Source organism: Hymenobacter sp. H14-R3 (genome assembly GCF_030063445.1).
Lineage (GTDB): Bacteria > Bacteroidota > Bacteroidia > Cytophagales > Hymenobacteraceae > Hymenobacter.
In genome coordinates this window covers 19201-39252 of sequence record NZ_JASITD010000026.1, presented here as the reverse complement: position 1 = coordinate 39252, position 20052 = coordinate 19201, and the positions used below count along the sequence as shown (strand labels likewise).

General features: G+C 63.0%; 17 protein-coding genes and 1 pseudogene. 8 read left to right on the top strand and 10 right to left on the bottom strand.

Going from position 1 to position 20052, the window contains the following annotated elements; translation table 11 throughout:
* Positions 1-22: 22 nt before the first annotated feature.
* A complete protein-coding gene (locus QMK33_RS19050; RefSeq protein ID WP_283566211.1) occupies positions 23-577 on the bottom strand; it encodes a hypothetical protein in 555 nt (184 codons plus the stop codon).
* A gap of 144 nt (positions 578-721) precedes the next feature.
* Positions 722-2563 carry a glycoside hydrolase family 2 protein gene (locus tag QMK33_RS19045; RefSeq protein ID WP_283566210.1) on the bottom strand — a complete coding sequence of 614 codons (1842 nt, stop codon included), beginning with the start codon at positions 2561-2563 and terminating at the stop codon, positions 722-724.
* A 206-nt stretch (positions 2564-2769) separates the two neighbouring features.
* Here QMK33_RS19045 and QMK33_RS19040 point away from each other — a divergent pair, with 206 nt between their 5' ends.
* The 3 genes from QMK33_RS19040 to QMK33_RS19030 all read left to right on the top strand — a co-directional run bounded on the left by QMK33_RS19040 (position 2770) and on the right by QMK33_RS19030 (position 6189).
* Positions 2770-3933: an NAD(P)/FAD-dependent oxidoreductase gene (locus QMK33_RS19040; RefSeq protein WP_283566209.1), complete on the top strand. Its 1164-nt coding sequence runs from the start codon at positions 2770-2772 to the stop codon at positions 3931-3933.
* A gap of 173 nt (positions 3934-4106) precedes the next feature.
* Positions 4107-5570, top strand: a complete 1464-nt coding sequence (locus QMK33_RS19035; protein ID WP_283566208.1) for a M20 family peptidase — start codon at positions 4107-4109, stop codon at positions 5568-5570.
* Between the two features lie 118 nt (positions 5571-5688).
* Positions 5689-6189, top strand: coding sequence for an ankyrin repeat domain-containing protein (locus QMK33_RS19030; RefSeq protein WP_283566207.1), 501 nt, complete (start codon positions 5689-5691; stop codon positions 6187-6189).
* A gap of 16 nt (positions 6190-6205) precedes the next feature.
* On the opposite strand, the gene QMK33_RS19025 is transcribed toward QMK33_RS19030, so the two are convergent.
* Positions 6206-6994 carry an SDR family NAD(P)-dependent oxidoreductase gene (locus QMK33_RS19025; protein WP_283566206.1) on the bottom strand — a complete coding sequence of 263 codons (789 nt, stop codon included), beginning with the start codon at positions 6992-6994 and terminating at the stop codon, positions 6206-6208.
* A gap of 216 nt (positions 6995-7210) precedes the next feature.
* Here QMK33_RS19025 and QMK33_RS19020 point away from each other — a divergent pair, with 216 nt between their 5' ends.
* The gene (locus QMK33_RS19020; RefSeq protein ID WP_283566205.1) at positions 7211-8287 is read left to right on the top strand and encodes a mechanosensitive ion channel family protein; all 1077 of its coding nucleotides are present in this window, start codon (positions 7211-7213) and stop codon (positions 8285-8287) included.
* 35 nt (positions 8288-8322) lie between these two features.
* On the opposite strand, the pseudogene QMK33_RS19015 reads toward QMK33_RS19020, so the two are convergent.
* The 7 genes and pseudogenes from QMK33_RS19015 to QMK33_RS18985 form a co-directional block, all read right to left on the bottom strand.
* Positions 8323-8615 (bottom strand): annotated as a pseudogene (locus QMK33_RS19015) (DUF1304 domain-containing protein).
* Between the two features lie 470 nt (positions 8616-9085).
* The gene (locus tag QMK33_RS19010; RefSeq protein WP_283566204.1) at positions 9086-10114 is read right to left on the bottom strand and encodes a hypothetical protein; all 1029 of its coding nucleotides are present in this window, start codon (positions 10112-10114) and stop codon (positions 9086-9088) included.
* A 298-nt stretch (positions 10115-10412) separates the two neighbouring features.
* Positions 10413-10706 (bottom strand): hypothetical protein, encoded by a 294-nt coding sequence (locus QMK33_RS19005; protein ID WP_283566203.1) that lies wholly within the window; start codon positions 10704-10706, stop codon positions 10413-10415.
* An 8-nt stretch (positions 10707-10714) separates the two neighbouring features.
* Complete coding sequence (locus tag QMK33_RS19000) at positions 10715-11206, bottom strand: hypothetical protein (protein ID WP_283566202.1); 492 nt, start codon at positions 11204-11206, stop codon at positions 10715-10717.
* 152 nt (positions 11207-11358) lie between these two features.
* The gene (locus QMK33_RS18995) at positions 11359-11727 is read right to left on the bottom strand and encodes a GerW family sporulation protein (protein ID WP_283566201.1); all 369 of its coding nucleotides are present in this window, start codon (positions 11725-11727) and stop codon (positions 11359-11361) included.
* 115 nt (positions 11728-11842) lie between these two features.
* Positions 11843-13999 carry a methylmalonyl-CoA mutase gene (gene scpA / locus QMK33_RS18990; protein ID WP_283566200.1) on the bottom strand — a complete coding sequence of 719 codons (2157 nt, stop codon included), beginning with the start codon at positions 13997-13999 and terminating at the stop codon, positions 11843-11845.
* Between the two features lie 77 nt (positions 14000-14076).
* On the bottom strand, positions 14077-15882 hold the full coding sequence (locus QMK33_RS18985) for a methylmalonyl-CoA mutase family protein (protein ID WP_283566199.1): 1806 nt from the start codon (positions 15880-15882) through the stop codon (positions 14077-14079).
* A gap of 166 nt (positions 15883-16048) precedes the next feature.
* Here QMK33_RS18985 and QMK33_RS18980 point away from each other — a divergent pair, with 166 nt between their 5' ends.
* The 4 genes from QMK33_RS18980 to QMK33_RS18965 all read left to right on the top strand — a co-directional run bounded on the left by QMK33_RS18980 (position 16049) and on the right by QMK33_RS18965 (position 20040).
* Positions 16049-16801 carry a 5'-nucleotidase C-terminal domain-containing protein gene (locus tag QMK33_RS18980; RefSeq protein ID WP_283566198.1) on the top strand — a complete coding sequence of 251 codons (753 nt, stop codon included), beginning with the start codon at positions 16049-16051 and terminating at the stop codon, positions 16799-16801.
* A 151-nt stretch (positions 16802-16952) separates the two neighbouring features.
* Positions 16953-17882, top strand: coding sequence for a bifunctional metallophosphatase/5'-nucleotidase (locus QMK33_RS18975; RefSeq protein WP_283566197.1), 930 nt, complete (start codon positions 16953-16955; stop codon positions 17880-17882).
* A 156-nt stretch (positions 17883-18038) separates the two neighbouring features.
* The gene (gene dnaA / locus QMK33_RS18970) at positions 18039-19568 is read left to right on the top strand and encodes a chromosomal replication initiator protein DnaA (protein WP_283566196.1); all 1530 of its coding nucleotides are present in this window, start codon (positions 18039-18041) and stop codon (positions 19566-19568) included.
* A gap of 19 nt (positions 19569-19587) precedes the next feature.
* Positions 19588-20040, top strand: coding sequence for a hypothetical protein (locus tag QMK33_RS18965; protein WP_283566195.1), 453 nt, complete (start codon positions 19588-19590; stop codon positions 20038-20040).
* Positions 20041-20052: the final 12 nt, after the last annotated feature.

Sequence of the window (20052 nt, the reverse complement as noted above, 5' to 3'; positions counted from 1 at the left end):
TTAGGCCCGGCGGCGCATGTACCTAGCGCTGGCGGCGCCAAAAAAACAGGCCCAGGCCGGCCAGCACCAGGGCTACCACCAGGCCATCGCGCAGGGTGCGGCCCTGCTGGGCCTCGCGCAATTCGGCCTCCAGGTCGAGCTGGTGCTCGCTGGCTTGGTGCAGGCGCTCTTGCAGGTTTTTTTCCTCGTCTTGCAACTCGTTGAGGCGCTGGGCGGTGAGGTTGCGGTCGTCGCGGCCCGTGTTTTGGAGTGTGGAAGCGGTGGTTTGCAGCTGGGCGGCGGTAGTTTGGGCGCGCTGGGTAGTTTGGTTGAGTACGGCCACTATCTGCTCATCCTTGTCCACGATGCCTTGCAGGGCATCCACCACATCCTGCAAATCACCCTTGGAAGGCTTGTTGCTGAGGCCCAGCAGGCCGTGGCGCTGCGCGTTGGCGGCGGCGTATTGCTGGGTGAGCACCTTGCGCTCGGCCAGCAGGCGGGGGAGGGGAGAATCTGCCGCGTCTTGGGCCAGGGTGGTAAGCGGGAGGGCTAAAGCCAGGTAGGTAAGTAGCGGGCGCGGCGAAAGGAGAAGCGGCATAAGAAAAATTTAGCGCAAAGTTTCGCAAGGTTAAAAAAGGTTTCGCAAAGTTTGCCTTAGTATGGCGTACACTTTGCGAAACCTTTTTTGACCTTGCGAAACTTTGTGCTAATTTAATTAACTAATTATCAAAAACTTATAAGTCTATTTCGGCGGCTCCACCTCCGAATGCAGCAGGCCTGCTGGCACTTCCAGCTCGCCGCTGTGGAAGCCGATGAGGCCGTTGCGCTCGTCCTCGATGTTGGTGGCCTGGGTGTACACGTCGCCCGCGATGGGGCGGGCGCGCAGCTCGCGCTTGAAGTCGCGGATGCTGTTGGTGCGGGCTTCGGCATCGGCCGGGCCGCCGTAGTCCGAGAAGCCGAAGCCGCCCCACTCGCTCACCAGCAGCGGCTTCTGGCCCCGGTAAAAATAGGGGTCGCCCACCACCAGCGGGAAGGCGGCCGTGCCCTGCAATTCGCCGTGAATGAGGCGGTCGAGCAGCTCGCGCCAGCGGCCCAGGTCGGGGGTGTAGAGGTGGGCCGTAAGCAGGTCCGACTTCAGCTGGCCCTGGTAGCTGATGTGGTGCCAGCCATCGTTGTCAATCACCAAAAACTGCGGGTGCGCCAGCTGCATGTAGTTGTAGGTCTGCACGATGTAGCGCTGGGTGGCCGGGTTGGTGGCAATGTCCTGGGCGCCCCAGTCCTCGTTATACAGGCTCCAAATGATGATGCTGGGGTGCGTTTCCATGAGCGTGAGCATGCGCAGCAGCTCGGCGCGGTGGTTTTCGCGGCTGCGCGGGGTGCTGCTGTGCGGGCTGGGCACCTCCACCCACAGCAGCAGGCCCAGCTCGTCGGCCAGGTTATAAATGCGGGGGTCGATGCCGGCAATATGCACGCGCACCAGGTTGCAGCCCAGCGCCTTCATGGCGTGCATGTGGCGCCGCATCTCGGCGTAGGTGGCCGTGCCGGGCTGGTAGAGAATACCGTCGAGGTAAATGGGCTCGTTGTTGAGGTAAATTTTGCGGCCGCGCGCCTCAATCTTGCGAAAGCCGAAGCGCGCCTCAATTTGGGCCGCGTAGCCGGTGGCGTCGATGAGTTGGGCCACCAGGCGGTAGCGGTGTGGGTTTTCGGGGCACCACAACTCGGCCCCCGGCACCTCTAGCACCAGGCGCTGCTCGTGCTGGCCCTGGGTGAGGTGCAGCGGAAAGTCGGAGCTGGCCAGCGGCGCGGCGTTGGGGCCATCTTCGGGCTCAAATACCTGCAGGCGCACCGTGTAGTCGGCCGGGTCGTGCACGCGCAGCGTCAGGTTGAAGCGTACCAGCCGGTCCTCAATGGTGCTCACCACGCCCACCCGCGAGCGCAGGCGGTTGCGCTCCACAGTTTCGAGCCACACCGAGCGCACGGCCCCCGAGTGCGTCTGGTACCAGATGCCGCCGCGCTTATATACGTGCGACTCCTGCTTGCCGCGCGTGGTTTCGGCGTCCATAGTATCGGCAATGCGCACCGTGAGGCGGTTGGTGAGGTGCAGGTGCTCCTCGGGCAGCTCGTAGGTGAAGGAGGTGTACTCGCCGTAGTGAATAGCCTCGCCTTCGATGGTAGTCAGCAGCTGGCCGTTGAGCCACACCCGCGTTTCGTAGCCGCAGGCCCCAAAGGTGAGCTGAATTAGGTTATTTCGCTGGTTATCAGCTACTTCGGGTAGGGTAAACTCGCGCTCGTACCAAGCCACAATCTTATCGCGCCAGGCCGTCGTGCCGCCGGTGTGGGCCTGGGCCATGTGCTCCTCAATAGAGCCGGGCCATTGCGCGGTGTGCTGGAAATCGTAGCCCTCGGCCCATTCTTCGGTGAGGCCGCTATCAGCGAGGTCAATGGCAAAGCGCCAGGTACCGTCGAGTAAAAAGTGGTGGCCCGGGCGCAGCACAGCGCGGGGCAGGGAGTTGTCTGATTCGTCGGCCAGGTGGGTTTCGGGGGCCGCCGAAAGGCCGTAATTGGCGTGCGTGGGGTCGTCCATACAAGGAGGCTAACGGCCGGAACCGCAGGAATGAGGTGCTGGCGGTGAGAAAGGCCAGGTTTAAAAAGGTAACAGCCCGGCGGCCGGTTAGTGGACCTAAATCGGGCCAAGCTGTGCAAATAAACGCTCAGTGCCCCAAAAAAACCGGCCAACCGGACTGTTGCCCCGCCCAACCCGCCCGCCGCTTTTACCTTTACCCCGTGCCCATGCTCCCCCCCGAATCGCCCGCCTACGACGTTGCCCTGGTGGGCGCGGGCCCCGCCGGCACAGCCTGCGCGCTGGCTCTGCGCGGCCGCGGCCTGCGCGTGCTACTGCTGGACAAAGCCACTTTCCCGCGCGATAAAATCTGCGGCGATGCCGTGCCTGGTCACGCCCTCAAGGCGTTGCGCCAGCTCGACCCCGCTTACGTAGAAGAACTATGGCAGCTGGAGCCGCGCGACGAGGTGCGCCGCAGCCGCCTGGTAGCGCCCGGCGGGGCCAGCTTCGACCTGCACTGGAAGTTACCCACCTTTAACAGTCCTCGCCTCGACTTCGACGCCGCGCTGCTGGCCCTGGTGCGCCGCCACACCGACACCGAAATCCGCGAAAATGCCGCCCTCAAAACGATAGAAATAACGCCCGAGTGCGCCCGCCTGCACCTGGCCGACGGCACCCAAGTCACGGCCCGGCTCGTCATCGGCTGCGATGGGGCTCACTCGGTGGTGGGCCGCCGCCTGCTGCCCGAGCCCCGCCTGGCCCGCGCCCACCACTGCGCCGGCGTGCGCGCCTACTTCGACGATGTGGCCGGCGTAGAGTCGGGCACCACCGAGTTTTTCTTCAGCAATAACTACCTGGCAGGCTACCTGTGGCTGTTTCCGGTGGGCGCTGGGCGCTGCAACGTGGGCCTGGGCATGCTCTCCGAGCTGGTGGCCAAGCACAAAATCGACCTGCGCCAGCTGCTGCTCGATAACCTGGCCACCCACCCGGCGCTGGCCGGGCGCTTTGCCGGGGCGCGGCAGCTGGGGCCGGTGGCGGGCTTCGGGCTGCCCATCGGGGGCGGGCGGCAGCGGCCGGCCAGCGGCCCGCGCTTTATGCTGTGCGGCGACGCCGCCTCGCTCATCGACCCCTTGCAGGGCCACGGCATCGACATGGCCATCCGCAGCGGCATTCTGGCCGCCGCGCAGGTAGTGCAATGTATTGAGCAAGAAAATTTTAGCGCCGAATTTATGCAGCAGTACGATGCGGCCTTGCAGCGCCAGCTGGGCCCGCAGCTGGCGCGCAGCTACCGCCTCATGCGGCTGCTCGGCACCCGGCCCTGGCTCATGAACCTGGGCACCCGCCTGGCCCGCCTGCCCGGCCTGGGCCGCTGGGCGCAGCGGCTGCTGGGTTGAGGTAATGCATTATATTTAAAGTAGTTATCTAGAAATAAGAACGTCATGCAGACCGCAGGGAAGCAGCTCGCCCGGGACGGTAATCAAACCCATTACAACGATTGAGTTACTGGCCCGGGCGAACTGCTTCCCTGCGGTTTGCATAACGTTCTTTTGTAAACAACTGCCTTGCTATGCGTCGTCTCCTACGCCTGCTATTTCTCGCTTTACTTGGCCTGGCTGTGGTTATCCTTACCAACACCCTGCGCCTGCCCAGCCACCAGCTGGCGGCGGTGCCGGCTGCCCCCACGCTCGCCCTGGCCCCCGATTCGGCCCTGGCCCACCTGGCGGGCGCGCTACGCATCGCCACCGTGTCGCGCACCGCATATGTCGAAACGGATACGGTGCCGTTCGACCAGCTGCAAACCTATTTGCAGCGCACATTTCCGCTGGTGCATCAGCGGCTCAGGCGCCAGGCTATCAATCACTACGGCCTGCTCTACGAGTGGCCCGGCACCGATGCCGGCCTGAAGCCCCTGCTGCTGCTGGCCCACCAGGATGTGGTGCCCGTGCTGCCCGGCACCGAGGGCCAGTGGGCGCGCCCACCCTTCGCCGGGCAGCAGGCGGGCGGCTACCTCTACGGCCGCGGCGCCCTCGATGACAAGCTCAACGTTATCGGCCAGCTCGAAGCCGTGGAGTACCTGCTGCGCACCGGCTACCAGCCCCGGCGCACGGTGCTGCTCGCCTTCGGCCACGACGAAGAAACCCAGGGCCGGCGCGGGGCGGCGGCCATCGCGGCCGTGCTGCGCCGCCAGCACCCGCAGCTTGAACTGGTGCTCGACGAAGGCGGCCTCATCAAGGCCGATGGCGTGGCCGGCCTCACCCAGCCCGTGGCCCTGGTGGGCGTGAGCGAAAAGGGCTACCTCAGCCTGGAACTGTCGGCCACCGGGCAGGGTGGGCACTCGTCCATGCCGCCCGCGCTCACCAGCGTGGGCCGGGTGGCCGCCGCCGTGGCCCGCCTGGAAGCCCAGCCGTTTCCGGCCCGCCTCGATGGCGGCGTGAGCGACCTGCTGGCCTACCTGGCCCCCGCCGTGCCGTTTGGCAAGCGCCTGGTTTTTGCCAACCAATGGCTATTTGGTGGCTTGATTAAGAGGTCGTTGGCCGCCACGCCTTCCGGCAACGCGGCGCTGCGCACCACTACCGCGCCCACCATCATGCGGGGTGGCGACAAGGACAACGTGCTGCCTATCGGGGCCACGGCCACCGTCAACTTCCGGCTGCTGCCCGGCGACTCGGTGCGCGCCGTTATCCAAAAAGTGCGGGAGATTATCAACGACCCCGAAGTTCGGGTAACCACGCTGGGGGAGGCGCGCGCCGCTTCGCCCGTGTCGGGCACCGACAATGCGGCGTTTCGGGCCCTGCACCGTACTATCAAAAGCGTGTTTCCGCAGGCGCTGGTGGCGCCCTACGTGGTGGTGGGCGCCACCGATGCCCGCGCCTACGCCAGCCTGTGCCCGCAGGCCACCTACCGCTTCATGCCCGTGCTCATGAGCCAGGCCGCCATTGAAAGCCTGCACGGCACCAACGAGCGGCTGGGTACCCAGGCCTACCAAAACGTGGTGCGCTTCTACGCCGCCCTCATTCGCAACATGCAGTAGCCCGGCGGCCCGCCGCTCCGTGCGCAATACTGCGGCCGCGCCCGCGTATGCCGCCGCTTCACCGGCCAAACATCCGGCGGCCCTGGCTTGTCCTACCGCTTACTCACTCAAAAATCCCATGCCTTCCTCCTCCACACAAGCTACCGACCTGCTCTACGATGCCGCCCGCCGGGGCGATGTGGCCGAAATTCAGCACCTGCTGCAAAACCCGCAGCTGGATATCAACGCCCAAAACGGCAAGGGCCACTCGGCTCTCATCCTGGCTACCTACGACAACCACCTCGCCGCCGCCCAGGCCCTGCTCGACGCCGGGGCCGACCTCAACTTGCAGGATGCCAGCGGCAATTCGGCCCTGATGGGCGTCTGCTTCAAAGGCTACGCCGACATTGCCCGCCTGCTCATCGCCCGCGGGGCCAGCCTCAACCTGCGCAACGGCAACGATGGCACGGCCCTCATGTTTGCCACGCTCTTCGGCCGTAATGAGCTGGTTAAGATGTTGTTAGAGGCTGGGGCCGATGCCACGCTCAAAGATATTCGCGGCCTCACCGCCCTGCACCTCGCCGGCCAGCAAGGCAACGCCGAAGCCTCGAAGCTGCTCGGTGGTAAGGACGAAGAATAGTCGGGTAATCAGTTGTTTAAATGTGCCGCACTACGCCGCCATCAACCCGCACTGAGGCGCCGTTGGTGGCGGCGGCCAGTGGGCTGGCCAGGTAAGCCACCATATTGGCAATTTCCTCGGGCGTGATGAAGCGCTGAAGCAGCGACGAGGGCCGCGCATCGCGGAAAAACTCGTGCTCGGCCTCCTCGCGGGTTTTGCCCTCGCCAGCCAGTTTTTGCAGAAATTCCTCTACACCCTCGGAGGCGGTGGGGCCGGGCAGCACCGAGTTTACCGTGACGCCGGTGCCCTTGGTGAGCTCGGCCAGGCCGCGGGCCACGGCGAGCTGGGCGGTTTTGGTGGTGCCGTAGTGTACCATCTCGGCCGGAATCTGGAGGGCCGACTCGCTGGAAATGAAGATGATGCGGCCCGCATCCTGCTTTAGCATCAGCGGAAAATACTGGCGCGACAGCCGCACCCCGCTCAGTACGTTTAGCTCGAAAAAGCGCAGCCAGTCGGCATCCGTAATCTCGGCAAAGGGCTTGGGCTCGAAAATGCCCACGTTATTGACCAGGATATCTACCGTAGGCACTTCTTGCAGCAGGTTATCGACCTGCGCCGCGTCGCCAAAATCAACGGCCACGCCCCGCACTACTGCCGCCGGCGTATGCTGCAAAATGGTGGCTTTGGCATCGGCCAGGCGCGCCTCGGTGCGCCCGGTAATAAGTACTGCGGCACCCTCGGCGGCCAGGCGTAGCGCAATAGCCAGGCCGATGCCGGCCGTGGAGCCAGTGATGAGGGCAGTTTTGCCCGTGAGATGGAGGTCCATGACGACGAAAAAAATAAGGTGGTTTTGAAGGGAGCGTACGTAAAAACGTAGCCAGGGTCACATTGGTCCCGTGTGGCAAACCGGGTATCTCAAACCTGTGGCAGCGGCCTTTTGATTGCTTAAGGGCGCGGGCCGGGCGCAAGGGCCGCCGCCCGCCGCGCGACCTTTGTGGCCCGCGCGCTACGGAGCGCGCCTTCCTCTGCTACCCACTGCCTCATGAAAGAACAGTTTTTACGAGTACTCGACCGGTTTCCCGATGGCCTCACTGCGCTGCTCGTAATGGGCGGCAGCCTGGTGGGCGGCTGGCTGCTCAAGGTGGGGCTATTTTGGATGCTGCGCGCCTACGAGCGGCGCACGGGCTCGGTGCTGGCCGGCGCGGTGGTGCGGCATACGGGGCCGGCGGCGGCGTTTTTTTTGCCGGTGCTGCTGCTGGCGGTGCTGCTGCCGCTGGCCACGCTGGCCCCCGGGCCGCTGGAAGCGGTGCGCCGGGTGGTGGGCATTGTCTCCATCGCTACCTTCGCCTGGCTGCTGATGCGGGCCGTGGATGTGCTCGAAGAGCTGGTGCTCGACCACTATCGCCTCGACCGCGATAATAACCTGGCCGTGCGTAAGCTGCTGACGCAGTTGCAGTTCGTGAAGAAAATCGGCGTGTCGCTCATCTTCTTCGTAGCTATGGCCCTGGTGCTGATGAGCTTTGCTACGGTGCGCCGCATTGGGGCGGGTCTGCTAACGTCGGCGGGCATTGCCAGCGTCATTGTGGGCTTCGCGGCCCAGCGCTCACTCAGCAACTTGCTGGCGGGCTTCCAGATAGCCTTTACCCAGCCCATTCGCATCGACGACGTGCTGGTGGTAGAAGGCGAGTGGGGCCGGGTGGAGGAAATTACTTTCACCAACGTCATCCTCAAAATCTGGGACGAGCGCCGCCTGGTGCTGCCGCTCGGTTATTTCATCGAAAAGCCCTTCCAGAACTGGACGCGCAGCTCGTCGCAGCTGCTGGGCACGGTATTTCTCTACGCCGACTACACCATTCCCGTAGAAGCCGTGCGCACCGAGCTGGCGCGCATCGTGGCCGATAATCCGCGCTGGGACGGCCGCGTGGCTACGGTGCAAGTTACTGATATAAAAGAACATACCCTGGAGCTACGCGCCCTGGTGAGCGCCGCTGATGCTTCCATCGCCTTCGATTTGCGCTGCGAGGTACGCGAAAAGCTGGTAGCCTTCATCCACGCCAATTACCCCGAGTGCCTACCCAAAACCCGCGCCATTGTGGAGGGCCCAGTGCTACCCGCGTAAACAGTAGTATAAATAAAACCGGCTGCGGCCAGGTCCTATGCGAGCCACTGCGCCACCAGTGCTAGCCCCGCCGGTACCGTTGGCATCAGCAAAATGCGCCGCCCGGCCGTAGCTGCCCCGTACAAGTCCGCCACCGCCACGCACCCCAGAAGAAACGCGCCCACGTGGTGGTGCCACGCCGGGGCAGTGATGAAAAGCGCCCAACCTAGCCCCGCCACCAGAAAGCCATTATAAAGCCTTGGTTGCCGGCCAGCGTCCTGGTTTGCGGAAACAGCTCAGCCGGCAGCATTTTGAAAACCTGCGGCCCCCGCGTAGTCCAGGCAAACATCTCCAGCCACACGAGATACGCGTGAGTGAAGGCCACTAGGCCGATGAGTAACTTGCTGAGCGAGTGCACAGTGCAGAAGAGAAAGGCATTAATTCTTCAAAAAAACCACAGTCAATACTAAAACGGCCCGCCGGGCGGGGCCAGCCTCCTTTACCACTCCAAGCCCGCCGCGCTAAAATGCGAGTACCACGGTATTCTGGAAGAAAAACGCGCTACCCGTAAGCACATCAATATTTTCGCTTTTGTTGAAGGTCAGGTGACGCGCGTTGCGGGTATATCGGGCGGTGGCCCCGTGCAGCTTCACGCGGCCCAGGTAGGTATCGGTGCGCCGCGCCGTAGAGGGCCACTTTTTACCCCAGAAATTAATAATGGGATAAGCCGCTGGCGCGCGTCTACCACGTGCGCCAGCGGCTTATCCCATTATTATTACCACCGCGCGGCCACTGCTGGTAGGGTGCTACCCGGCGGCTTTAGCGTGACTCTTTGGAATTAGCCACGGCAGTTTTGTACATTTCCTTCAGGTTGGAGTCTTGCACTTTGCCCAGGTCAGTGGGTTTCAGCATGTGAAATTCGGCGTAGCTGGCTACCTGGCCGGTGGCCGCGTCCAAGAGTTGATAGCCGTTGTTACGCAGCACCGTCACGTAGCGCACGTAGAGGTAGCGCGGGTCGGCGGCGGCAACGGCCGCCTCCACCGTGGCCCGGTCAGTAACTTGCACGGGGTAGGGGTAAAGCTTGGCGATTTTGGCTTCCGGCAGGTTCTCCGACAACTGCATGCGGTCGAGCAGCAGGGTTTTGCTTTTGAGCAGCGGGGCGTTTTTGCCCACACGGGCCTTAGTGGCTTTTTCGATTTCCTTGTCCTCCTGGCCCTGCGCCCGCTGCTGCACGTAGGCTTGCATTTGCTGCACCGTGCTGATAAAGTCGCTGGTGTGATAGTTCTGCATCAGCGTGCTTTTGTAGCTGTAGTAGAACGACTGAAAAGCGGCCAGCCGCGACTTTCCCGGGAAGAGCGACCCGCCGCCAGCAATTGCCAGGAGGACGTGGCCCGCCGAAGGCTTTTGCATCTTGCCCACCCAGCGCAGCATCAGGCTCGGCGTTGCCAGGGTGGGGCTGCGGTTGTTGGCAGTTGGGCTAAGTTCGCTACTCACCACCCCCATCTCTAGCAGCAGGTGGCCTTGTTTGATATCGTCCTCCAACTGGCTGGCCTCGGCGGGCGTAATAAATTTTGTCTCGCTCAGGGTCCAGTATTTGGCGGCGCTTTCCAGGCAGGTGCGCGTAGCGGCCACTTCGGCTTGGTAGGCAGCCAGGTCGGCCGGCTTCTGATATTTTTTGCGCAGCACCTTGGGGTCTTTAATTTCTTCGGGTAACACCACCAGCAGCGGCTGCTTGGGCAGGGCCGCGTACTCCGTCATTTGGCCCCGGTCAATAGGTTGGTAAATAGGCCGTTGTGCCGAAGCACCCAGCGCGCTCAGCAGCAAACCCAATGCGTAAAAATTCTTCATTATCTGAGTATTAGGTATTGGCAAAAAAAGAAAGTGAAATAATGCCGCAAGCTACTCGCCGCAAGTGTAGCTGCCAGTAGTGCATGAGCATTTTTGGCGTGGGCGGGGCGAAAAAGAAGTTCGGCCTGGCCCCGCCCGGAGCTCAGTTACTTCAAACTGCATCGCAGTATCCTAGCCCTTGCCCTGCCACTATCGAATGGATGGATGCGCACGAAGCACCAGTGAAGCCCGGTGGCCAGGACTACGGGCAGCGTGGTAGGCGTGGCTTCCTCCCGGCGGTGCCAGTTCCCGGGGTCAGTTAGGCGGCCGAAGCTTCTTCGGGGCTGGCGAAACAGAACATCTCGTTGGTAGCGGTGAGCACCTTGTTGGGGCTGCTTTTGTAGCGTCCGGGCTGAACGAGCTTGGGCTTACCAGCCGCCGTGAGGCCGTGTAGCAGTGAGCGGGTTTCGCCCAGCGTGAGCGAGTTGCCCTCAATGGCGTTGGAGTGGTAATTCCATTCCAGCCGAAACTTTTGCAGCACCCGCGCCTCCTGCTTGGGCGCGAGGGCATTGAGGTCAGCGCGCAGGCGGTCGCGGTGGGCAAACAGGGGCATGTAGTAGCCTATAAAGTATCGGTATGAAAGGTTAAGGTGGCCGCCGAGTCTTGGGCGGTTGGCTTGCCACCCGCAGGGGGTATGGCTGGAAGCTGCACGGATTGAACCACTTTGTTATCTGCCAGAAGCTCAACGCGCAAGTGTGGCTTTGCAGCAGAAGTGGGGCGGCCCGCTAGTTTATTTTCCGCTATTTTAATAGCAAGTACCAACGTTTCTTTGCGCGTAATATGAATGGTGTCAAAGTGTCCAGCAACATCTTTTTTGCCGATAGGAAACAGGTAGTTAATCGTATCCTGGTTCCTGAAAGACATAACCTGAGCAGGGTCATTAAACATTAAAAACCCCTGCTTACCTTTTGAAGATACCTCTGATTTAATAGTAGCTAAGCCAGTGCCCGAAATTCTAATTTGCAAACGAATATTCGCCTGTTCACGGTGCTCAGGATTGCAAGCGCCACAAAACCCTGCTAAAATGACTGTGAGAACAGCGGATTTATTCATAAATTAAGTGTTTTTCCTACGTCCTTCAATTCCCCCTGAAATCTCCAGTGCGGCCTTGGCTACTACTGTAACCGGTCCGTAGATGCCGGGCACACCCGCATCGCAGAGAAATTGATAACTCTAAAACAGCAATGCCGGCGGTGCCGGGCCGCCTAGCCGCCGTGGCGCTTGGAGAGCAGCTTAGGCACGCTCCGCAATAAAAGCCAGGCGATAGCGCCGCTCACGGCCACCAGCGGCACCACCGACGACCGGATGGGCCGGAAGCGGCTGCGCCCCTGCCGCAGCTCGATGTACCCTACTGGCGTGAGCGCTACCCCTGCGCCGGCGCCGGCGCCCGCTTTTTCGCTGGTCTCGGTGTCCCCGCCGCCGCCAAACCCATAGTAAGCGCGCGCCACGGCAATGATGGTAACCCCATCGCGTTCAACGGGGTCCCCGTAGATAGTTTGGGCCGAGGTACTGAGTTGCTGCCCCAGGCGTTCGAGTAGGGAAAATACTGGCGCAGTGGCGGAAGTTAGCATCATCATCAGAAAAGCAAAAAAGTGGGGCCGTACAACTCAGCGTCGCCGTCCCGCAGGGTAGGGCGATTTTTAAAAATAACGGGGCAGGCAGGCTGCTAGGGCTGCGTAGAAGCCTGGGTTACAGCTTCCCCAAAATCTCCAGCGCGGCCTTGGCTATCACCGTGCCGGGCCCATAAATGCCGGCCACGCCCGCATCGTAGAGAAACTGGTAGTCCTGGGGCGGGATGACGCCGCCGGCGATGACGAGAATATCGGGGCGGCCTTCGTTTTTGAGCTCCTGGATGAGCTGGGGCAGCAGCGTGTTGTGGCCGGCGGCGAGGCTGCTCACGCCGACTACATGCACGTCGTTGTCCACGGCCTGGCGGGCTACCTCGGCGGGGGTTTGGAAGAGGGGCGCGAGGTCCACGTCGAAGCCCACGTCGGCGAAGCTGGTGGCAATGATTTTGGCCCCGCGGTCGTGGCCGTCCTGGCCCATTTTGGCTACTACCATGCGGGGGCGGCGGCCCTCGCGGGCGGCAAAATCCTGGGCGGCCTGGCGGGCCAGGGCGAAGTCGGCGTTGTCGGTCATGCCTTGCTGATAGATGCCTTGCACGGTGCGGCTGGTGGCCTGGTGGCGGCCCCAGGCGGCTTCGAGCGCATCGGAGATTTCGCCGAGGGTGGCGCGGGCGCGGGCGGCGGTTACGGCCAGGGCCAGCAGGTTGCCTTGAGGCGTGGGCTGGTCGGCGGCGGGCTCGTTGGTGATGCTTTCCGACGGCAAGCTGAAGCTTACCGCACAGTCCGTTATCGCTTTTAGGGCCGCTTGCACGGCGTCGTTGTCGCGGGTGCTGCGAATCTGCTTCAGGCGCGCCACTTGCGACTCTCTAACGGCGTCATTATCAATCTGTAATACATCGAGCGGCGCTTCACCCTCGGGGGCAAGGTACTTGTTCACACCCACAATCACCTCCTGGCCGGTGTCGATGCGCGACTGCTTGCGGGCGGCGGCTTCCTCGATGCGGAGCTTGGGCAGGCCGGTTTCGATGGCGGCGGCCATGCCGCCGAGGGCTTCCACTTCTTCCATCAGCGCCCACGCCTCGTTGGCGAGGTCGGCGGTTAGGCTTTCTACGTAGTACGAGCCGCCCCAGGGGTCCACTACTTTGGTGATGTCGGTTTCGTGCTGGAGGTAGAGCTGGGTGTTGCGGGCAATGCGGGCCGAGAAATCGGTGGGCAGGGCCAGGGCCTCGTCCAGGGCATTGGTGTGCAGGCTTTGGGTGCCGCCGAGGGCCGCGGCCATCGCCTCCACGGTGGTGCGGGCCACGTTGTTGAAGGGGTCCTGGGCGGTGAGCGAGTAGCCCGAGGTCTGGCAGTGCGTGCGCAGCATCAAGCTCTTGTTATTCTGCGGATTGAATTGCTGGATGAGCTTGGCCCACAGCAGGCGGCCGGCGCGCAGCTTGGCAATTTCGAGGAAGTGGTTCATGCCGATGCCCCAGAAAAAGGACAACCGGGGCGCGAAATCATCGAGCTTGATGCCCGCCGCCAGGCCGGCGCGCACGTACTGCAAGCCGTCGGCCAGGGTGTAGGCCAGCTCCAGCTCGGCGGTGGCGCCGGCCTCGTGCATGTGGTAGCCCGAGATGCTGATACTGTTAAACTTAGGCATGAAATCCGCCGTGTAGGCGAAGATGTCGGCGATGAGCCGCATGCTCGGCGCGGGCGGGTAGATGTAGGTGTTGCGCACCATAAACTCCTTCAGAATATCGTTCTGAATGGTGCCCGTCAGCTTCTCGGGCGGCACGCCCTGCTCCTCGGCCGCCACGATGAAAAAGGCCAGAATGGGCAGCACCGCCCCGTTCATGGTCATGCTCACCGACATCTCGCCCAGCGGAATCTGGTCGAACAGGATTTTCATATCCTCCACCGAGTCGATGGCCACGCCGGCCTTGCCCACGTCGCCCACCACGCGCGGGTGGTCCGAGTCATAGCCCCGGTGCGTGGCCAGGTCGAAGGCCACGCTCAAGCCCTTCTGCCCGCCGGCCAGGTTGCGCCGGTAAAACGCGTTCGACGCCTCGGCCGTGCTGAAGCCCGCGTACTGCCGCACCGTCCAGGGCGAGCGCACGTACATGCTGGCGTAAGGCCCTCGTAGATAAGGCGCTATGCCCGCGCCAAAGCCCAGGTGCGGCAGCTGCGCCGCATCGGCGGTGGTGTACACGGCCGGGCCAGCGCTGGGGTAGTCGGCCGGCTTGGCGGGCGTGGGCAGGCTGGCGGCGTCGTAGGGGATAGTGGAAAAGTCGGGGTGCATAATATCAGTTAACAATTATCAGTTATCGATTGTCATTGCCGCGCTCCACTGCGTTGCGCTCGCAATGACAACGTATGTTACCGGCCCTGCAAGCGTGCCAGTACCTCTTCCGTGCGGTGCCCTTCCACCACAAATTCCTTGAACCCAAATACCCGCACCGCCTCCAGCAGCGTGGCTAGGTCGGCGGTGATGAGCGAGGGAATATCGAAGACGTGGCCGGCCGGCACCTGCTGCACCACCCGCGCCAAGTGGTCGAACTGCTCGGGGCGGGCATACATGAGGGTGGCTTCCTCGGGCTTGGAGAAGAGCACCGAATAGGTATCGGGCTCAAGCTCGGGGAGGGGGGCGGAGGCCTCGCGCTCGCTGGGGTGCAGCAGGTGCCAGAAGGCCTCGGCGATTTCGGCGTTCACGCGCACGTTGCCCAGTAGCACCAGCGTGGCCTGCTTGTCCTGGTTGGCGCGGCGCTCGAAGTGCAGGGCCGTGGCCAGGCGCAGCACCTCGCTGGGGTAGGTGGCGCGGGTGGTATCGAAGTCGCGCGAGCGCAGCAGCTGCTTGGGCTGGAAGTCGAATTTCTCCTGCGCATTCTGGAAGCGGTTGGTACCCACTATCACATCCTGGCCGGTGGCCACGCGCTTGAATTTTTCCAGGCCGGCCAGGCTCACGTCCTCCAGGGCCTTGGCGCGGGCGTGCAGCATGCCGCCGTGCGCCTCCAGGGCCTGAAACTCAGCCCAGGCGGCGCGGGCCAGGTCATCGGTCAGGGTCTCCACAAAGTAGGAGCCCGCCGCCGGGTCGGCCACCCAGTCGAGGTGAGCCTCATCGCGCAAAATGATGGGCAGGTTGCGCGCCAGCCGGGCGCTAAACTCATTGACGGCCTGAAACAGGCAATCGAATGGCGCTACCTGAATGGAATCGGCCCCGCCCAGCACGGCGCTCATGGCTTCGGTGGTGTGGCGCAGCAGGTTGGTGTGCGGGTCGAGGGTGGTCTGCGTCCAGGTCGAAGTAGTGGCGTGAATGGGCAGCGTGGCCGCGCCCTGCGCTGGCAGGCCAAAGGCGTGCAGCAGCGTGGCCCACAGCCGGCGGGCGGCTCGTAGCCGGGCCATTTCGGGAAAGTAGCTGGGGCCGACGGCAAAATCGAGGTGCAGGTGGCGCGCCACCTCGGCCACCGTGAGGCCGGTGGCCTCGTCGGGCAGCTGCGCCAGCATGGCGGCGGCCGTGCTCAGGCTAAAGGCCAGCTGCTGCGTGAGCGTAGCGCCCCGGTTGCCGAAATACGTGCCGTTCACGGCCAGCGCCGTGAAATCGGGCCAGCCCTGGGCCAGGGCCAGGCAGCGCCGCAGCGTGGCGCGGTAGGGGAGTAGCTCGGCTCCCTCAGGCACGGCAAAAGGCAGGAAACGCAGCAGGCCACGCAGCGGCTGGCCGCTGCTGGCCGTGAGCAGGCGTTCGAGCAGCGGCTCCGGGTTTTGCTGCACGGTGAAGCCGAGCCAGGTGGTGGCCAGCGGCAGGCGCTCGGCCAGGTCGGCCACGGCAAAATGGTCGGGGTTGCCGGCGAGGATAAAGTGCAGGCCCTCGGCCCCGCGCGCCAGGGCGTCGGCGCCTTGCTCTATTTGCAGGCGGCCGTCGGTGCTCGCGGGCACGGTGAGAGCCACCACGTTGCGGCAGCCAGCGGGGCGGGGCGGCAGGGGTGCGGGCGGCCCGCCCAGGGCCGTGAGGGCCTCGCGGTGGTAAAAGGGCTCGGCCACCAAGCCGTCGGGCATGGTCCAGCGCAGGCTGGCCGGGTCGGCTCCTTTGAGCTCGCGCGTGAGCTGGGCCTGCCATTGCGCCGTGGTAACGGGTGCAAACTCAGGAAACGAAACCGGTGGGATGATGGGTGGGGAAGAATCAGTCATGCTTTTTTCGGTGAGCGCCGCGCCGCCTGGCCGGGCCCCTGGCCCGAAAGATACCGCCTTGGCCGGTTTGGGGAAGGGGCGAAGGGCGCGGCAAACCGGTTTGGCGAGGGCAGCCGCTACTTTTGTGGTTTGAGCGGCTCCGCTCGTTTACCCTGCCACGATTCTGATGCGTTTCGCCCGTCCTCTTGCCGCTGGCCTGCTCACGCTGGCCCTGGCCACCACCGCCTGCCAGCGCGGCCCGCTGCAAGCCACGGCCCACCTGCCCGCCACCACCAGCCAGCCCGTGGGCAAGGCAATCGTCCCCGATGCTGGCGCGGCCGACTACATCAAGCCCTACCACGACCAGGTAGAGCGCCAGATGCAGGTGGTGATTGGCACGGCCCCGGTGGCGCTGGGCAAAAATGCCGGCGAAAACCCCCTCGTCAACTTCGTGGCCGACTTGCAGCGCACCGCCGCCAGCCAATTCTTCAAAGGCCAGGTGATTGACCTGGGCGTGATGACCAACGGCGGCATGCGCAATGCGCTGCCCGCCGGCCCCATCACCGTGGGCAACGCGTTTGAGCTCATGCCGTTCGAGAATGAGCTGCTGGTGATTGATGCGCCCGGCCCGGTGGTGCAGCAGCTGTTCGACTACGCCGCGCCCGTGGGCATGGCCGTGTCGGGGGCCGTGTATACCGTGGGCCCCGACAAGCGCCCGCAGGCCATTCTCATCGGCGGCAAGCCCTTCGACCCCACCCGCACCTACAGCATCGCCCTTTCCGACTACCTGGCCGGCGGCGGCGACCACATGGAGTTCCTGAAAGCGGCCCCCGCGCGCCGCACCGGCCTGCTGCTGCGCACCGCCATCATCGACCACATCAAGGCCCTCACGGCTGCTGGCCAGTCCGTTACGGCCAAGGTCGAAGGCCGCGTGCGGTGATTTCACTCATCAGGGAGCAATTATCAAGTGGCAGTCGTTCAGCTACTAGTAGCTTGCTGCTTTTTGATAAAATGCTCTCTTCGCTATTTATATAACACTCAGCCTGCCAGTCATTTAGTTAACAAGTAGATGACTGCTAATTGTAATTGAAATGAGCACCCGTCGCGACTTTCTTCAGAAATCCCTGCTCGGCACGGCCGGCCTTAGTCTGCTGGGCCCCAGCCTCGTGGCCAACGCCGCCAGCGGCCCCGCCCGGCTCGTTATCCTGCACACCAACGACATGCACTCGCGCATCGAGCCATTCCCCGATAATGCCCCGCAGTGGGCCGGGCTGGGCGGCATGGCCCGGCGCGAGGCCCTCATTGCCAGCATTCGCAAGCAGGAGCCCAATGTGCTGCTGCTCGACTCGGGCGATATCTGGCAGGGCACACCGTACTTCAACTTCTTCCTCGGCGAGATGGAGTACAAGCTCATGAGCCGCATGAAGTACGACGCCTCCACCTTCGGCAACCACGACTTCGACAACGGCCTCGAAGGCTTGCAAAAGCAGTTGCCGAATGCCGGTTTCCCGTTTTTGGTGGCCAATTACGACTTTAGCCGCACGCCGCTGGCCGGCCGCTTCGCCCCATACAAAGTATTTGAGCGTGCCGGGGCGCGAATTGGCGTTTTTGGCCTGGGCATCGAATTACAGGGCCTCGTGGCCGATAAAAACTTCGGCACCACCCAGTACCTCGACCCCGTAGCCGTGGCCAAGGCGCAGGTGCAGCAGCTGCGCCAAAACGAGCGTTGCGACATGGTTATCTGCCTCTCGCACCTGGGCTACAAGTATGAGAGCGAGAAGCTTGACGACCGCAAGCTGGCCGCCCAGGTGGGCGGCATCGACCTTATTCTGGGCGGCCACACTCACACGTTTATGCCCGCGCCCGAGCCCATTACCGGCCCCAATAGCCACGTCACGCTCATCAACCAGGTGGGCTGGTCGGGCATTAACCTGGGCCGCATTGACTTCGATATGCGGCGCGGGGCCCAGCCGGTGCGCGCCACCAGCGCGCTGGTGCTGCCGGTAAGCGCTACCTGCTAGCCAGCCGATATAAGCAAGGACTTGGCGGCTTTTTTGTCTGCTGGTTTATGCGCAAATTTGTACCCCCCAAGCGGTGCCGGTAACCCCATCGGCCCCACTTGGCGGGGTTTTTTTCGCCCCGGGCCGCTTGGTCCGAATCGTCCTTTTTCTCACCGCATGTCGCAGGATTTCCGCACCCTATGGGCTAATTGCCTGCGCGTTATCCGCGCCGAGGTGGGGGAGCAAAGCTTTCGGACCTGGTTTGAGCCTATCTCGCCGGTCGAGCTGCTGGGCAAGGTGCTCACCATCCAGGTGCCCAGCGTGTACTTCTACGAGTTTCTCGAAGAACACTACGTAGAAGAGCTGAAACGCGCTATCTACCAGGAGCTTGGCCCCGAAGGCCGCCTAGAGTACAGCGTGGTAGTGGACCAGGGCAACGCCCAGGCTTCGGCCAAAACCATGCACCTGCCGCCCGCCCGCAAGGCCGCGCCCAGCGCGCCGGTGCCCGCCAGCGGCCCCAACTACGGCACGGCCCCCGGCGGCCAGCAGCCTGGCCGGCCGGCCGCGCCGCTGGCCCGGCACCTGGTGCCCGGCGGCAACCAGGCCACCGCGGCGCAGGTGGCGGCCACCACGCTCCGCAACCCGTTTGAGGCCACCAAAACGATGGACCGCAACATCGTGCCGTCGCAACTCAACACCACGTATACCTTTGATAACTACGTAGAAGGCGATTGCAACCGCCTGGCCCGCTCGGCCGGCCTCGCCGTGGCCAACAAGCCCGGCACCACCGCCTTCAACCCGCTGATGGTGTACGGCGGCGTGGGCCTGGGCAAAACGCACCTCGTGCAGGCCATCGGCAACCACATCAAGGCCACGAATACCGAGAAATTCGTGCTCTACGTGTCGGCCGAGAAGTTTACCAACCAATTTATCGAAAGCCTGCAACGCAACGCCGTGCAGGACTTCGCCAACTTCTACCTGCTCGTGGATGTGCTCATCCTCGACGACGTGCAGTTTTTGGCCAATAAGGGCAAGACGCAGGAGATGTTCTTCCACATCTTCAACCACTTGCACCAGGGCGGGCGCCAGATTATCATGACCAGCGACCGCCCCCCGCGCGAGCTCAGCGGCCTTGAAGACCGCCTGCTCTCGCGCTTCAAGTGGGGCCTCACCGCCGATGTGCAAAGCCCCGACTTCGAAACGCGCATCGCCATCATCCAGAACAAGGCCCAGCAGGACGGCATGGAAATCGCGCCGCAGGTGGTCGAGTACCTGGCGCACTCGGTGCCCACCAACGTGCGCGAGCTCGAAGGTGTGCTCACTACCCTACTGGCCCAGAGCGTGTTAACGCGCCGCGATATCGACCTCGAAATGGCCAAGCAGGCCCTGCGCCACATCATCGAGGAAGTGGAGGCCGAGGTCAACGTCGATTTTATTCAGAAAACGGTGGCCGATTATTTCAGCGTGCCGGTGGCCTTGCTGAAGGAGAAAACCCGTAAGAAAGAAATAGTTACGGCCCGGCAGGTGGCCATGTACTTCACCAAGGAACACACCAGCCACTCGCTCAAAACCATCGGCTACCACTTCGGCGGCCGCGACCACGCCACCGTCATCCACTCGGTGCAAACGGTGTCCGACTTAATTGATTCGGACAAAAAATTCAAGGAGCAAATCGTGGAGCTGCGCAAGAAATTCGTGCAGAAGTAGCGCCCTGAGCCTGCTATTTATGGCCCGCCGCCTGACAATTTACAGCATCTACAAGCTGGGCCTTGCCGAGCGCCACTACCTGCTGCAAACCGAGCAGCCGGAATACGCCAACGTTTCACAAAGCCAGGAGGATACGGCAGTGGCTGCGGAGCAGGCGAGCCGGCAGCGGCTATTGGCGCAGCTGTTACAAGCGCTTCCGTTGCTTGAGCGGGGGCTTTGCGAGTTCGTCGGGCAGTTACAGGATTTGCCCGTTGGGGAGGTCTTATACACGGCTCCGAGCTACGCCGAACTGCCTGTTTATTACGGTTATACGCGCTATGGATACCCTTGGGTAGTCCTGGGTACTGCCGCTTCGGAGAATGCCTTTCTAGCTGAGGTAGAAGCGACGGAGGAGTTGGTAGGATTGCAGCCAATTGGCCCACTGACCAAAATAATGGTAACGCTTGTTAGAGCGCTAGATGTCGCCCTCTAGCCGCGCCCGTAA